The sequence below is a fragment of the Psychrobacter sp. H29 genome, assembly GCF_059073055.1.
On sequence record NZ_JCACRY010000001.1, the window covers coordinates 994,173 to 1,009,633 of the forward strand.

The 15,461-nt window shown below is 42.8% G+C and carries 13 protein-coding genes; 9 read left to right on the plus strand and 4 right to left on the minus strand.

The genetic code is table 11. From position 1 onward, the window contains the following. Positions 1 to 255 precede the first annotated feature (255 nt). Both AC5JP1_RS03970 and AC5JP1_RS03975 read left to right on the plus strand, forming a co-directional pair. Entirely contained in the window at positions 256 to 1,101 is an 846-nt protein-coding gene (locus AC5JP1_RS03970) for an IclR family transcriptional regulator (RefSeq protein ID WP_493843220.1), read from the plus strand. 69 nt (positions 1,102 to 1,170) lie between these two features. Continuing rightward, complete coding sequence (locus AC5JP1_RS03975) at positions 1,171 to 1,356, plus strand: tRNA-dihydrouridine synthase (RefSeq protein WP_493843221.1); 186 nt, start codon at positions 1,171 to 1,173, stop codon at positions 1,354 to 1,356. Positions 1,357 to 1,584: 228 nt separating this feature from the next. Here AC5JP1_RS03975 and AC5JP1_RS03980 read toward each other — a convergent pair whose 3' ends face one another. Both AC5JP1_RS03980 and AC5JP1_RS03985 read right to left on the minus strand, forming a co-directional pair. Then, positions 1,585 to 3,219 (minus strand): TIGR04141 family sporadically distributed protein, encoded by a 1,635-nt coding sequence (locus AC5JP1_RS03980; RefSeq protein ID WP_493843222.1) that lies wholly within the window; start codon positions 3,217 to 3,219, stop codon positions 1,585 to 1,587. A 250-nt stretch (positions 3,220 to 3,469) separates the two neighbouring features. Then, positions 3,470 to 4,384 carry a LysR family transcriptional regulator gene (locus tag AC5JP1_RS03985; RefSeq protein WP_493843223.1) on the minus strand — a complete coding sequence of 305 codons (915 nt, stop codon included), beginning with the start codon at positions 4,382 to 4,384 and terminating at the stop codon, positions 3,470 to 3,472. A gap of 205 nt (positions 4,385 to 4,589) precedes the next feature. Here AC5JP1_RS03985 and AC5JP1_RS03990 point away from each other — a divergent pair, with 205 nt between their 5' ends. From AC5JP1_RS03990 to AC5JP1_RS04020, 7 genes are all read left to right on the plus strand, one after another. Next, complete coding sequence (locus AC5JP1_RS03990) at positions 4,590 to 5,267, plus strand: glutathione S-transferase family protein (protein WP_493843224.1); 678 nt, start codon at positions 4,590 to 4,592, stop codon at positions 5,265 to 5,267. A 131-nt stretch (positions 5,268 to 5,398) separates the two neighbouring features. Then, positions 5,399 to 6,526 carry a zinc-binding dehydrogenase gene (locus AC5JP1_RS03995; RefSeq protein WP_493843225.1) on the plus strand — a complete coding sequence of 376 codons (1,128 nt, stop codon included), beginning with the start codon at positions 5,399 to 5,401 and terminating at the stop codon, positions 6,524 to 6,526. A 423-nt stretch (positions 6,527 to 6,949) separates the two neighbouring features. After that, positions 6,950 to 7,876, plus strand: coding sequence for a homocysteine S-methyltransferase family protein (locus AC5JP1_RS04000; RefSeq protein WP_493843226.1), 927 nt, complete (start codon positions 6,950 to 6,952; stop codon positions 7,874 to 7,876). Positions 7,877 to 8,527: 651 nt separating this feature from the next. Further along, a complete protein-coding gene (locus AC5JP1_RS04005) occupies positions 8,528 to 10,036 on the plus strand; it encodes a glycosyltransferase family 2 protein (protein WP_493843227.1) in 1,509 nt (502 codons plus the stop codon). A 130-nt stretch (positions 10,037 to 10,166) separates the two neighbouring features. Beyond that, the gene (locus AC5JP1_RS04010; protein ID WP_493843228.1) at positions 10,167 to 11,465 is read left to right on the plus strand and encodes a glycosyltransferase; all 1,299 of its coding nucleotides are present in this window, start codon (positions 10,167 to 10,169) and stop codon (positions 11,463 to 11,465) included. Next, complete coding sequence (locus tag AC5JP1_RS04015) at positions 11,465 to 12,757, plus strand: hypothetical protein (RefSeq protein ID WP_493843229.1); 1,293 nt, start codon at positions 11,465 to 11,467, stop codon at positions 12,755 to 12,757. The genes AC5JP1_RS04010 and AC5JP1_RS04015 overlap by 1 nt, the downstream gene beginning before the upstream one ends. Before the next feature lie 46 nt (positions 12,758 to 12,803). After that, positions 12,804 to 13,781 (plus strand): glycosyltransferase family 2 protein, encoded by a 978-nt coding sequence (locus AC5JP1_RS04020; RefSeq protein WP_493843230.1) that lies wholly within the window; start codon positions 12,804 to 12,806, stop codon positions 13,779 to 13,781. A gap of 30 nt (positions 13,782 to 13,811) precedes the next feature. Here AC5JP1_RS04020 and AC5JP1_RS04025 read toward each other — a convergent pair whose 3' ends face one another. Beyond that, positions 13,812 to 14,618 carry a hypothetical protein gene (locus tag AC5JP1_RS04025; protein ID WP_493843231.1) on the minus strand — a complete coding sequence of 269 codons (807 nt, stop codon included), beginning with the start codon at positions 14,616 to 14,618 and terminating at the stop codon, positions 13,812 to 13,814. 79 nt (positions 14,619 to 14,697) lie between these two features. After that, positions 14,698 to 15,345: a glutathione S-transferase gene (locus AC5JP1_RS04030; protein ID WP_493843232.1), complete on the minus strand. Its 648-nt coding sequence runs from the start codon at positions 15,343 to 15,345 to the stop codon at positions 14,698 to 14,700. Between the last annotated feature and the right edge of the window lie 116 nt (positions 15,346 to 15,461).

The following is a 15,461-nucleotide window of genomic DNA, read 5'->3' on the forward strand; positions in this document are numbered from 1 at the left end:
CCCTTTTAGTAGCTTATGTCGCTACCGCTCATACCGCATAGCGAAACAATCTATACATATCGTGCTATGCTGAGCGTTCAATGATAACTTATTATAGTATAATTGAATGGATAGACTGTCCTAAGCACGTGGCTACAGGCTGATACTATTAGCCATTGCACGAGTCAATATAAGCTCTTGTATTGGCTCATAGTTGCCCTAGGTAGTGAAACTTATGATGTTTATATGGACTTAATTGGGAATAGTAGACTGCATATGACGAATGATACCCTTGCCAATGAAGATGCTAACACTGCGATGCATATCGAACTGTTAGAGCCCATTGCAGAGATGCGCGACAAAAACGACAGACAGTTTGTCACCGCGCTCGCTCGAGGATTAGAGCTACTACGCTGTTTTACGCCGCAGCGTCCTTATCTGGGCAATCAAGACTTAAGCCAGCTGACAGGACTGCCCAAAGGGACCATCACTCGTCTGACTTACACCTTAGTCAAATTAGGCTATCTAAAACAGTCTACCAATAGCAGTAAGTATCAGCTCTCAACAGGTGTACTTGGTTTTGGTTATACGATGATGACCAACATCTCTATCAATAACCTTGCCACCCCCTATATGGAAGAGTTGGCAGATTACGCCAATAGCGCTGTTGCCATGGCGACCCGCGATCGTCTGATGATGGTCTATCTCAATGTGGTCCAAGGTGCTGGTAGCACCACCATGCAGCGCAACGTCGGCTCTTATCTGCCTATTCATTTAAGCTCAATGGGGCGAGCCTGCCTAGCCAGTATGCCACCTGCTGAGCAAGAATTTATCTTGAATGCTATACGTAGCAAGTACAAGGATGATTGGCTCAAAATCAGACGAGGATTAGATAAAGCCTTTCAAGATTACGAAGAGTACGGCTATTGTTTTTCGATTAGTGAATGGCAAAAGGATGTCAACGCGGTGGCTATTGCGCTGATGCATCCGACGGAAGGCTTACTCACCTTTAACTGCGGCGCGCCCAGTTTTATCCTGAGTCGCACCAAGCTAGAAGAAGACATTGCCCCTCGCCTGCTGCATATGAAAAATATGATTGAGAGTAATTTGTATATTAGTTAGCATCATTTAAATGTGAGCACCGCAGTACCTAGCCCATAGCAGCAAATCTCTGTAGCAGCGAGCTTTCAAGTGTCTTTTGCAACTGCAGTAAAGGAAGCCGTCAATATACCCGTCATCGCAGTGGGCTTAATTACTGAAACCAAGCAAGCACAAAGCATCATCACCGAGCAGCAAGCGGGCGCGGTTGCATTGGCACACGGTATATTGTATGACCCGCCTTGGCATACGGCGGCAGGGTTTAGTACAATAGTATAAGCGCCTAAACAGTATCTGCGCTCAGGCCCGCATGGTAAGCCGTCTCCGATAGGATAACTGTATAGGTATATCGACTCAATTGGTTACAACCCATTGAGCCTTGTCGTAATAATTAGAACCGTTAGCGAGTATTTTTTAGCTTAGAAGTAGTTAAAACGCTAGGTTAAACTATTTTGAATAATTGGAAGGAAAATAAAGACTCATGCTGTTCAAGTAGTGCAGTAACTTTTACGTATGAGGTTTTAGCTCTTTATCAACGCCTGAAATAGTTACTTTAAACCCCCTTTGAGAAAGATTTTCAAATGTCTTCGATAAATTAACTTTGCTAAAGAATGGTAAGTTACTCTTTAAGCTTGCTGAATCCTCACCTAAAATTAAGAAGACGACTTCGACTCCATCACTTTTGAAATTGTCAAGCGATACGCTATCTTGCAATCCGCTGCTCACTTTTTTCAAAACTGTTCGTGCTTTTTTCCTGAACTCTTTGTCACCAAGTAATATCTCAGCAGAAACGCTACCTTGAGCGAACAAGTGGCTTAAACCGGCTGAGCCTCCTTTTCTATGCTTTACATGAATAAACTGTTTGTTATCGGTCATCAAATCGCAAAGTTCAATAGATGAAGTTGTCTTATTACTTTTTATCAGCTTCTTATCAAGCAAGTGGTAAGAATAATCATTAGCAACCCTTTCATTGTAATCGCCTTCAGTTTCAATTTTCGATTTTAGCTGCTCATCTTTTTTTTCTTCCCATACATAAATCTTGGGGAAAACCAAGTTTGATATGTTTATTTGAGCAAGAACAGCATCAATTCTGGATATAAAACTATTATCAATTTCGTACCACAAACCCGCGAACAATATATAAGTGTTATTTACTTCTTTGTTTTCAAAATAAATACATTTATATATTTTGTATGAAGATTCATTTTCGTGAACATCGTATACGAACAATTTATCCCGTTTGATTGAATTAATTGAAACCGATGCAATATCTAAACTGTCAAAATAATCGTTTGTCTCAATTATTGGCTTTACTGAACACTTAGATCGAGTAAAGCTAAACCCATAGATCATATCCCATTGAACAATCTCAGGAAGAGTTATTATTATGTCTGAACTCTTTAGTTTAATTTTTTCAAGCAGCTTTTTGTCTAGTCTATTGATTTCTGAGTTTTCTTTAACTTTCCTAATATTGTCAACCCATGAAAATCCATTTTTGTATGATTCGTTGCTATAATAGTTAGAAAGCAAGTCTGCCAAGCCCGATATTTCATCGACATCAATATCTATAGCAAAGGAGTATACAGAATCACCGCCTGAAATATTTTTTAAGTTCACGTTACTTTTTGGTGATCCAGTAATAGCTCGCAAAACATCTCTGGAAATATCAATACCAAATACTCCAACTGTTGATTCCCTCGATGCTTGCGACTTCTTTTGTACGGCTTGATCTTCCAACGTAAAGAGGTCAACGCTGCGTAAGCTGTCATGATTGAGCGTATTGAGTGCAGTTTTTATCCCAAAGTCATGAACAAAGTATTTTGTATCTATCAAGAAACGACCATAACCGAAGGTAAAAGCCATTGTGGTTTTTGCTGTTTTTATAATGAGAACTGCAGAGCTAGAACGATTAGCAAGTTCATCGAGTGAAACGCCTGTAACCTCTTCAGTAAACGCACTCCACTTTGGCTTCTTTTCTTCCGGCGTTTTTACGAACAGCTTTCCTTCAAGCTTATGCTTACTGTCTAGATCATAAGCGTTCACTTGGGATATTTCTTTTAAGAAATCAGACACTTTAAGCGAAGCATATTCCTCTTTTGCCAAGAATGCATTTAAGTATAAGTATGGTCTCTTTTCTCCCATTAAAATCAACTCCTTACTAATTTACAACGTTTTCCTAAATCCCATTTTGGTTTCCTGTGACATCCCAAAACGCCCTATATTTTTTTACTCATATTGCTACTGACAAATAAGCTTATAAATATGTAGATAATATATTTGACAGTATTCTCTATAATCCCACACCAAGCTATTTTTAGTTATATTACTGGAGAACTACAACTAATACATATATATTCGAACATTTTTAGCTAATCATAATATTTTACTTAGGCTATTTATTTAAACCTGCCACTTGTATTCTTTCAACCAAAAAATCTACCGCCGCTTTTACCTTGGGTACTAGGTAGCGCTGTTTTTGATACAGCAGATAAACCGCCATGTCAGAATGCTGAGTGATGGCTAACTTGTGTTCAAAGGTTAGCTCTTGCAGTGCGCCTGACTCAAGATACGACGCCAGCGCCCACCGAGTGGACATTAATATACCTTCGCCATTACTGGCTTTTTGTGCCAACCATGGTCCATTATTTGAGATCGCAACCACAGGCCCTGAGACATCGTGCCACTGATCATCTACATGACACAGCCACGGTGTTGGACCGTTTGGCGCTTTAAAGTACAGGCCACGATGATTCTTGAGTTCCATCACATGCTTGGGAGTACCATGCTTCTCTAGGTAGCTCGGAGAGGCAACGGGAATAAAGCTATTGTCCATAAGCCTGATAGCCAGCACACGTTCGTTTGGCGCGTAGCCACCGCGAATCGCAATATCAACGTCATCACGTCCGAGTGCCGATAGCTCGTCACTCAAGCTGACATCCAATATAATCTGAGGATATAGAGCACTAAAATCATCCAATAAAGGCAGTAGTATCCTCTCCCCAAACCCTACCATTGAGCTGATACGCAGGCGCCCCATTGGAGTGGTTTGGTAACTACGAACGGTCTCTTTGCTTTGCTCTAGTTGGTTCAGTATATGCTGCACATCATTATAGTAGACATGCCCCACTTCGGTCAGCTTAACCATTCGAGTCGAACGCTGTAATAGAGTCGCGCCCAAACTCTTTTCCAAATCAGACACGCGTCTTGATAGTGAGGATGGCGGTACGTCGAATGCCTTTGCAGCCTTGGTAAAGCTCCCTGTTTCGACCACTTTACTGAAATATCGTATTGCACGTAATTGATCCAACTAACTTCTCCATTGACTATCTAAGCTTGAGTAGCCAAGTATTTTGGCTCTATTGTTGTCTTAAAAGCAATAGTGATTGACGTTTTATCCTATATATAACCATGTTAAAACCAGTAATAATGTGGTTAACTTGAACGTCACGACTAAAACGTGATTAAAACACGACTAAAAATAACCCATCACGTCAATAATGGAAGAATGACATATGATTACTTTGCACGGTTTTGCTGCAAGCAACTATTACAACATCGTCAAACATACCCTACTGTACAAACAGATACCTTTTGAAGAAAACCTAATCTTCGCTGGTAGCGATGAGCTACTCTCAGTCAGCCCCGTGGGTAAAGTACCAGCCATCACTACTGATGACGGACTCAATATTTCAGAGTCGAGCGTGATTTGTGATTTTATTGAAGAGACTCATCCTGATATGCCGCTATACCCTGCAGATGCTGGTGAGCGTGCTGTGGTACGTCAAATTATGAAAATAGCAGAGCTTTACTTTGAGCTGCCAAGTCGCCGACTCATACCGTATGTGTTTTCGGGTGCTGCAGCACCTGAGCCACTCAAAGCTGAAGTACGCCAAGTATTGGAGCGCGGTATCGGCGCTTTAAATAGCTTGTGCCAGTTCTCACCTTGGATTGCAGGCGAGCAGTTCACCATGGCTGACATCTACGTCCACTATGTGAACCTTATTGTTAACACCTTTGCCTCAAGCCAGCTCGAATGGGACGTATTGGCACAAATCCCTGGCATGAAAGAGTGGAGCACCTCTATGACTCAGTCTGATATTGCCCAGACTGTCGAAAAAGATCGTTTGGCAAATATGCCTGAATTTATGCAGCATGTACAAGCTCAGATACAAGCGACCCAAGCTAAATAAAGTATGAAAGTAATGAGCAACAAAAACACCCACTATTAAAATAAGTGCGTTGATTAAACAACACTCAAAACCTAACCAACACACTAATATAAGTGGCCCAATACCTATAATTATTTGCAGGAGCAAATCTTATGACTGATAAAAATATCCAACTGACCTCGACCGTTAGTGATGACAATAAATTAACCCTAGCGCTACAAGATATCGAGATGCCAACCCCTGGTGCAGATGAAGTCGTTGTACGCATTGAAGCCGCCCCATTGAACCCTTCTGATTTTGGGGTGATGTTCAGCGCCGCTGATATGTCAACTGCCGTACAGTCAGGTACTGAGCAAAGCCCAGTCGTTACTGCCGATATACCTGCCAAATTCATGCCATCGCTGAAAACACGTGTCAATGAAGACACTCCAGTAGGTAATGAGGGCGCCGGTACCGTTGTTGCAGCAGGGTCATCTGAAGCTGCACAAGCATTGATGGGTAAGATGGTTGCTGTGATCGGTGGCGGTACTTATCGCCAATACCACTGCGTCAATGTGAAAAGCTGCCTTGAGTTAAAAGAAGGTACGACTGCCAAAGAAGGTGCGTCTTCTTTTGTGAACCCGCTTACTGCACTAGCAATGGTTGAAACCATGCGCGCTGAAGGCCACAAAGCCATCATTCATGCTGCAGCTGCCTCTAGTCTAGGTCAAATGCTCAACCGTATCTGTATGGCAGATGGTATCGACCTAATCAACATCGTGCGTAAAGAAGAACAAGAAAAACTACTGCGTGATATGGGCGCAAAGTACGTGGTCAACTCAAGCAACGATACGTTCTTAAAAGATTTGACAGCAGCGATTGTCGAAACAGGGGCTACTATTTCATTTGACCCTGTGGGCGGCGGTCAATTGACCAGCGATATCCTAAACTGCATGGAAGCGGCCATCACTCGCGATGTGGAAGAGTATAGCGTATACGGCTCAAACACCTTCAAACAAGCCTATATTTATGGCGCTCTTAACCGTGGACCTATCACGCTAAATCGTAACTTTGGTTTTGCTTGGGGTGTTAATGGTTTCTTACTATTCAATGCACTCGGCAAACTAGGCACCAAAACCGTTATGTCGATGCGTCAGAGAGTTGCAGAAGAAATCACCACCACGTTTGCAAGCAGCTATACCCATGAAGTGACGTTAGAGGAAGCATTGCAATTAAAGTCAATCGCTACTTATGGCAAGCAAGCCACTGGTGAGAAATACTTGATCACACCTCAAGGTTAATCACATCTATACATTAAGCCCCTAGCAACAGGTTGCTAACTATAGAGAGTGAAACAATATACCTAAAGTGAGATAAGGCAGATACTGATCATAGTATCTGCCTTATTTTGTGTTTGGACTAAAAATTCCTTAACACTGTCCTACTTTAAAAATTTCTTACTCTAACGCTGTCTTATGCGCTCAATCAACCAAACAGCGTCGACATGACAAGTCGGCATAACAAGTTTAACCAAGCACTTCTCATCGCCATTTTACTGTAACCAGCGTCATACTATCTTTGAAAAACCATCCGTTAACATTCTTACCAAACTTTTGGTTGCATCTATTGCATATAGCGCCTAGTATTTCGCCCCGTCAAAACACTCTATTTTTTAAGATACAGACTCAATAGATATATACATTTATTATCAAGAAGGATGCGTTATGCCAACCAAAAAAACCACAATTATCGATGGCGGCATGGGACGAGAATTAGCGAAGCGCGGCGCACCGTTTCGTCAACCTGAATGGTCGGCACTGGCGATGATAGAAGCGCCCGAAGTCGTTCGCGACGTACACCGCGCTTATATCAAAAGCGGCGCCGATGTCATCACCACCAACAGCTATGCCCTTGTGCCCTTTCATATTGGCGCAGAACGCTTTGCGCAGCAGGGGCAAGAGTTATCAGCATCAGCAGGCGAGATGGCTCGTGCAGCAGTTATCCTAGAAGGCACTACAACCCAAGTAGCAGGGTCTATCCCGCCATTATTTGGCTCTTACCGTGCCGATTTGTTTGATGCTAACCATGTAGAAGACATTGCGGCTCCGCTTATAAATGGATTGAGCCCGTATGTGGATTTTTGGCTCGCTGAAACCCAAAGTCTGATCGCAGAATCTATCGCTGTTCGTGAATTACTAAGTACGCTAGACACGGATAATAAGCCAATATGGATTGCTTTTACTTTAGAAGATAACATGGATATCGATGTACCACGCTTGCGTTCAGGAGAGACGGTAGCAGAAGCAGTTGCGGCAATGGCAGACCGCGACGTCGAAGCGATCCTGTTTAACTGCTGTCAGCCTGATGTTATCGATCAAGCATTAGATGTTGCCCAAAGCACGTTGCAAGATAAAAATGCGACCCATATTGAGCTTGGTGCCTATGCCAATGCCTTTCCGCCGCAACCGAAAAACGCCGCAGCAAATGATACGCTCAATCAGGTACGTGATGACCTAACGCCACCTGCCTATCTGCATTGGGCACAAAAATGGCAAGCACAGGGTGCCTCATTAATCGGAGGCTGCTGCGGTATTGGTCCTGAGCACATTCAGGAGTTGAGCAGCTACTTTTCGGGTACGCCTTCTGCATAGATACAACACACCTTAAGCACAATGCTTAAGCACAATGCTATTGAGTATGACTCTCTACAATTCACAATATCTATAATATCGAAGCTGATTACCCTCACTGCCATCGCGGTTAGCCTAATGGTTAGATCGATGGCAGTATAGATATTTTGGCTGATGACAAGACGTACTTAAAGTGGCAAGTGCCAGTATTTTAGCTGTCATTATAGCTTTCGATAAGCACTACAATAATTATTCCGATATTTATCACTAACTGATGCTGCCTGCCTGACAACCCTTTTACTCTTGTATCTTTCACAAACCCAACGCTATAACCTAGAACTTCAATACACTTTCCTCTACATCGCCTAACCTTCTATAGACCAACCTTCTATGGTCCAACTTTTTATAGAAAAATTTTCTATAGACCAACTTCCTGTTTTTCTATTTGACCAAACATCGACTGTCGTCCAGTCATATTACATAGACTTACACCGTTAATTCACCATAAACAATTATCGGCTAAATAGTTACCTAATTTTGTATTAGTATTCATTGATATTGATTGAGTCGTTGGAGATACACACCCCTACCTTTGCTACAAGCACACAATTTCTATAAAAGCTCTATTTCTTTATATAACTTTCACCTGCTTCATATGCCTAAGGACTAGATATGACTGCCAAACCAGAAGCTTTGACAACAGCAATGCTCAGTTTCCAATTGATGACGCGGGCTGAGCCTCCAGAGCTAGTTATTGCCACTATCAAGTCCTTATTAGCAGTCAAAAACGTTCACGATGAAATACTTATTATCGATAACAACAATACAGAGTCGGCGCTATATGAGCCCTTAGCAGCATTTTGTAACGGCTTGGATGATGCGCTAAATGTTCATTTTTATCATGTCGATCATGTCGCAGGATTTAAGGCAGGGGCTTTGAACTTAGCACTGGGGTTGATGGATCCAAGATGTACTCATATCGTTGTTGTCGATAGTGATTATCAGGCATTACCACATGCTAGACATGCTATCGCACAAGCTATCGCACAGTACCCTGACCATACGCTACTCCAGTTTCCGCAGTTCTATCGTAATGAGGGACAAGTAGATGCCCATAGCGAGTTAAATCATTACTTTAACCATCACTTATATCGACCTTTTAATCGTACACGTGCTTTATCAACGGGTACGTACGCAGTGATTCGGCGTTCAGATCTTCTGACCATAGGTGGCTGGTCAGGGGCGTCTATTACTGAGGATGCTCAGATGGGCGTCCTCATGCATCGACAAGGGTTTCGCAGTCAATTCATACCAGAGGTGATTGCCACAGGTCTACTACCCAATACACTACATGATCTCATCTGTCAGCGACGACGCTGGATATATGGCAATATGCAAGTGCTTACTGATTATCTATCAACGCCACACTCTTCTCAATCAACACCTCCTTCTAAATACAAAAGCATTGGTGACCATCTAGCATACATACGGGCTCATCTGTCTCAGCTGAGCGCTTGGGTGAACTTCACAGGGTTTTTTATCCTTATGCATGTTTGCTCTTTGTTTTTAATCGCCAATCTACTTTCGATGGATAATTCTGATACAGCTATGATTGCCCCCTTATACCTAGTCTATGCAGGGTACGCGTTTTTTATTATCAGGCGTCTATGGGCATACTGCCGTGATCAAACGCCTTTGAACAAACAGCTAGACCGCAGTCATCAACCACGCTTTATAAAAGGCGTACGAGCATGGCTGATGCACTTAAATTTTTGGGAGATTGGTGCATTGTCATGGCTACCTGTGTTGTGGGGTCAGAACAAACCGTTTGTCTGTACACCAAAACACAAGGACGTCCGTAGCCGTTATTCGTTACTTCTAAAAAACATCACAGCCTTACCAAAACTACTACTAATCGTAAATATCATTACCGCAGTGGCTGTTGCCCCGTTCTCACCACTTTACTCCCCTGTCTTATTCGTATGTGCCATGCTGGTTTGTATTTTAAAACTTGCAGCAACCAGCGTAGCCATAAACAATTTCACTGATATCGCATCAGGCACGTCTAGTATGAATGAAACGCTCAAGTACACCTTAAGAACAGCGCATGATAGGAACAAAGTCGTAACCACTTCTTATATGTCAGCGTTATTCAAAGACAAAAAAACCATCGACTCATAGAGGTGGATTTTAAGCATTATCAGCTTGTTTTTTACTATATCAGCCTGTTTTTTATTATTTGTATATTAGGGCTACTAAGTATCGTCTTACCAATAGCCAAAACGTTTATCATTATAAAGGTCTTAATAACATGACTCGGTCTTCAGCCTCGCCACTACGTATCGCTATCATTGCGCACTCACTGTACCCTATTGCCCAGCCCTATGCGGGGGGTCTAGAGATGATCACCCAATTGATTTGCGATGAACTGGTGGCACAAGGGCATGACGTGCTGCTTTATGCGCACGAATATAGCGAGACCAACGCAACGCTGGTACCATTATTGACTCGTCATGAATTTGATGACATGGTCTATGACAATGAGCACGAAGCAGTAGCGATGGATCGTGAGGAGATGTATCAGTATCTTGCTTATCAGATAGCCCTACGAGATATCATCGAACGTGACGAGCGCGGTGAAATCGATATCGTACACAACCACAGTTTGCATCACATCCCAATGATGACAGGTCAAGCGCTTGGCAAAAGATTTTTTACCACTTTTCATACGCCTATCTTCCCGCAACTGCGGTTGGCACTGTTGACCCTTCGTGCTGGTACAACCACTCAATTTACAGCCGTGAGCAAACATCAACAGCAACTGTTTTCTGAGTTTGTCCCCTCACACACCGTTTATAACGGTATCGACGTCGAGTCTTTTTTTGCCAATACTGAATCGAGTAAAAATAGCGATAAAGAAACCTATTTCTGGTATGGACGTATCTGCCCCGAAAAAGGCACTCACTTGGCCATGCAGTACTGCCTAGAAGCAGGAAAAAATCTCGTCATTGCAGGGCCTAAAAGCAACGAAGCATACTTCGATCAATATGTCGCTCCCTTATTATCTAAAGACAGTGAACGTGGCAATAACAAACTATTTAGTTATGTCGGTCATGCCACTAAAGACGAAATTAATCACTATTTGTGTCAAGCAACTGCCATGCTGTTCACCAGTACTTGGGACGAGCCTTATGGATTGATCTTGGCTGAGAGTTTGGCATGTGGTACGCCAGTGATTGGTTTTGATGTTGGCGCCAGTGCCGAAATCATTACCCCAGATACCGGCATCATCGTTCCTAAAGGCGATAAAGCCGCTTTTATTAGTGGCTTTTCTATGATCAAGCAAATATCACGTAAGGCTTGCCGCGAGCGCGCATTGCAATTTTGTTCCGTGGCGGCCATGGTCGAAGGTTACTTGACACTTTATAAAGCAGCGCTAAAAAAAGATAATTCCATAAAAGATTATCCGAGCGCTGATAGTAGTGATCAAACCAGTAGTCATCAAATACAGTCTGACATGACGCATAACTCTTTTGAGGTTTCTAATGATGGCGCTCATTCGTCCGTTACAACAGATCATGAGCTGGTCAGTATTGCGGGAGAAGCATAATGCGTATCGGCTATTATGCTCATCATCATGGCTCAGGACACTGCCGACAGGCCGACAAACTCGCAGCGCTACTACCTGATGATATCAGAGAACAACTGATAGTATTCACAAGTCTAGAAGCTGATACTTATCGCTTCACTTCGATCAATGAGCAGCAGATCATACGACTGTACCCAGAAGATGAGCGTCATGATGACGTGCTAACAGGACGGGCTGGAGAATACTGGAAACCTGCAGGTCTGCACTACTCTCCTGTAGGTAATATTGATATTCAAAGACGCAGCCATCAAATACTCGATGCTATTCATCACTATGATATTGATCTCATGATTATTGATGTCAGTGCCGAAATCGCTATGTTATGCCGCGTGTCCAGTGTCCCTTATCTGTATGTTAGACTGCCGGGTATCCGCGATGATACTGCCCATCTAGAGACATTCGCGGGCGCGCTTGCCCTGCTGGCACCTTATCCTCAGAGCCTAGAATCGACCCATACTGCTGGTTGGGTCTGCGATAAGACGCTATATCTTGATTTTATCTATACGCGCAACACCCAGTCACATACTCGTGAAGACTTTATAGACATACTGACGCAGCTAGACACGAATAATCGTCTCTCTACAACAGTTCAATCTACCAAACCTGAATCAACGTATGATCCTGAGCCTATGATATCGGCCATGCCTATAGCGACTACTCAGACTATTATCACAATTATAAAAGGCTATGGTGGACATCAATCAATTGATGAAAAATTGCCTGAACTTCGTGAATTACTGCCTCACGCACTGATTGTCTCTCTCGGTCCTATTGATGATGATAAACGAGGTTATGTCGATATCTCAGCACAAGTAGATGACGTCACACCGTTTATTAATCATAGCGATTATTTGATTATGGCATGCGGCTTGAATGCCGTGGCGCAGGCATACCATTGTGCAACCCCTCTTATCGTTATACCTGACGACCGACCACATCAAGAACACGTGGTCATGGCACAGGCATTAGTCGCCCAAGACAAGGCACTGAACTGGGAGCAGTTTAAAGCCTTGATGATAGCTCAACACAGTAAATCTGAATGTTTTGATACTACCAGTCAAGCTATGAGCCATGCATCAGAAAAACAATATAGGGCACCAGTGAGTGATGACAAGATCGATGAGACTCGTACATTGATGGCTGCTCAAGCTTTTATGAATAGTCTATGCGCTTATCCTAGTACGAAACTCTGGTTTGAGAATTGGCTACTTACCAAAATCAAATCAAAGCCTGAATCAACTCATAAGCAATGATACGTCAAACACGACAAATAATATAATAGCGAGACGAGCATACACAATGACCATTGTTAATAATACCAATACAGCACCGATAACCATTATCACGACTTGCTATGGACGTAACCGCCACCTTTATAACCTGCTCAGCAGTCTAGAGAACAGTAGCATAAGACCGGCTGAGGTCATCGTCGTCAATGATGATGCCGATTGTGACCGACTGGCTGAGTTCTCCTTAAATATCATAAAGTTACCGACTACTATTCAATCATCTACGAATGATAACTGCGATACACAGACTGCAGCGTTTGATATCGGTCACAATCGCAATCTTGGGGCGCAGCATGCTATTCATGACACCCTGATATTCTTAGATGTCGATTGTATCGTCGTCCCTACATTTATTGAGCACATGTATCGCAAGCTCAGGCAACATCCCGATGCGCTACTGATGGGACAACCACGCTATCTTACCCGACCTTTGTCAGATGTAGAGAGTACACAATTACAAAGCAATCACTTGTCTCTTTCTTTTCTAAATGAGTTGTCTGTTTATAATCCTTATCGGTATAACTTCGATGAGGCAGACTCAATTCCTACCGAAACTGGGATAACAGCGATCAAGAGAACTGATGATTACGGGGCGTTTTGGAGCTTATGTTTTGCTATTAAAAAACAGACTTTCGACGATATTGGTGGCTTTGATACTCAATATACAGGCTACGGAGCAGAGGACACAGATTTTGCCTTTAGCGCGCGTCAGTTGAATATTGATTTTTACCTTACTGCCGATGTGATCTATCATCAGCAGCATAGTGTGTATCGACCGCCCCTCAATCACTTAGATAGTATCATTATCAATGCCGATCGTTTTTATCAAAAATGGCAGTGTTGGCCCATGGCAGGATGGCTGTCACAATTTGCTGACATGGGGCTGATTGATTGGGCAGAAGAACAGTCTTCACCCATAGCTGTGAGACGGCAGCCTAGCGACGATGAAGTAAAGCATGCCCACTATCCAAACGCTCCTTATGTTTAGCTGTAACCGACACGCTCGGTGATAACGATCTTAGTATCGATGGATAGATACCCGGGACGGTAATGTGCTCATCTCCTGACGCTCAAACGCCCAGTTATGGCCGTGCCAAAAATGAGCCGTTTTATCATTGTTGTTAAAGCCGATTAAGAGCAACTCTAACGGTAGCTCTGTTTTTTGGGTATGATGCACATACTCTCGAGCTGCTAGCATCAACCGATATAACAAAAAACCTGACGAAGGTGCTGACGAATGAATATCTACAAAATATGGATAGTCAGCAACAACTGCATGACGTTCTGATAGCACGCTACAATAAGTAGGGCTCATCAACAACTCTTGCATTGGAAAAGGAACATTCAAAACGCGATGAGTGACAATAGGGTCAGGGTTTGGGTCGTCAGTCAGCGATGGAAACTGATAAGATTGATTGCTCGTAAATATACCTAACGGGGCTGTTTTTGCCATTTGCTCCATCATGGAGAGGTTATTGCTTCTAGGCGGTAAGCCAAAATGCAGTTTGCTATCGCCAATTTGCCGAAAAAATAAGAGCTTAGGTAATAAACTTATTGCCTGATGGTTGGCAAAGAAATCAGCGTGGATAAAATGGTTAAATAGCACTAGGACATCATCAGGCTGTAACAGTCTCTCAAGCTGCGCTGTCGTGATTGCAGGATTGTTTGCAATTAAGATAACTCGCTTGGATTGTTCTAATGCTGCTTGTATGACAACTGGTAGCGTTGAAAAAGCCGCTTTCGCCTTGTCTATGTTGGACATATATTTATTTTTATCCGATATCGATATGCTGTGTTGGTGCATTGGGGTATTTATATTAGACATAGTAGCCTTATTTTATATAGCGTTTTATATACTACTCTACTCTCACTGTAAGTTTTCCTAGATCGATTTGGCGCCTATGCTAAGTAGGAAAAACAACCACCTCATCGCCTTCCTGCCATGGTTGAAACTTAGTCATAGCTTGGACAAATAATGGATGCTCAAGCCAATGTTGTAGCCACCGCTGTAAGTTTGGATAGGGCAAATTATAGAAAACCTCACGATCCACATGGGCAAACTGACGCACAAAAGGCATGATACCGATGTCTGCAATGGTTGGATTATCTCCTAATAAATAGATATTATCAGTCAATAAGCTCTCTAAGACTTGTAAAAACACTTCTCCCTTCTCTCGGTACTCTGTTTGAGTCATCTCAGGGTGACGATCGGCATACTTGTAGCGATCGAGCCACTGTTTAAACTCATTATCGTTTTGTGCTATCAGTGCATTAGCCTCAGATGAAACCTTTTCGTCGAGCAGCCCCTGAGGATCGTTTTGCTCAAGCGCCCACATTGTAATCTCTACACTCTCTTCAATGACTGATCTATCTATCTTCTGTAAGACGGGTACAGTACCTTTTGGGCTGATTGCTAGCATTTGCTCTGGTTTGTTCTTTAGTGTGATTTCTCGCAGCTCAACTGGTATTTTAGCAAATAAAAGTGCAAGACGAGCGCGCATAGCATAGGGGCAACGGCGAAAGGTGTATAGGCGTGGTAGTGAAGCATTCATAGTTATTTCCATAATGGACAACGGGTTATATTTTGCTGACTTCTTATTGTGTGAGTTTATAGACTCTATTTTACAGCAACGGTAGTACTGTCTTTACCTCTAGTTATAACTGTTCT

What these genes read in the sequence shown, in the direction of transcription:
- AC5JP1_RS04025 (WP_493843231.1), bottom strand. Translation starts at nt 14,618, where the DNA reads ATGTCTAATATAAATACCCCAATGCACCAACACAGCATATCGATATCG.
- AC5JP1_RS04010 (WP_493843228.1), top strand. Translation starts at nt 10,167, where the DNA reads ATGACTCGGTCTTCAGCCTCGCCACTACGTATCGCTATCATTGCGCAC.
- AC5JP1_RS03970 (WP_493843220.1), top strand. Translation starts at nt 256, where the DNA reads ATGACGAATGATACCCTTGCCAATGAAGATGCTAACACTGCGATGCAT.
- AC5JP1_RS03990 (WP_493843224.1), top strand. Translation starts at nt 4,590, where the DNA reads ATGATTACTTTGCACGGTTTTGCTGCAAGCAACTATTACAACATCGTC.
- AC5JP1_RS04005 (WP_493843227.1), top strand. Translation starts at nt 8,528, where the DNA reads ATGACTGCCAAACCAGAAGCTTTGACAACAGCAATGCTCAGTTTCCAA.
- AC5JP1_RS04015 (WP_493843229.1), top strand. Translation starts at nt 11,465, where the DNA reads ATGCGTATCGGCTATTATGCTCATCATCATGGCTCAGGACACTGCCGA.
- AC5JP1_RS03995 (WP_493843225.1), top strand. Translation starts at nt 5,399, where the DNA reads ATGACTGATAAAAATATCCAACTGACCTCGACCGTTAGTGATGACAAT.
- AC5JP1_RS03980 (WP_493843222.1), bottom strand. Translation starts at nt 3,219, where the DNA reads ATGGGAGAAAAGAGACCATACTTATACTTAAATGCATTCTTGGCAAAA.
- AC5JP1_RS04030 (WP_493843232.1), bottom strand. Translation starts at nt 15,345, where the DNA reads ATGAATGCTTCACTACCACGCCTATACACCTTTCGCCGTTGCCCCTAT.
- AC5JP1_RS04000 (WP_493843226.1), top strand. Translation starts at nt 6,950, where the DNA reads ATGCCAACCAAAAAAACCACAATTATCGATGGCGGCATGGGACGAGAA.
- AC5JP1_RS04020 (WP_493843230.1), top strand. Translation starts at nt 12,804, where the DNA reads ATGACCATTGTTAATAATACCAATACAGCACCGATAACCATTATCACG.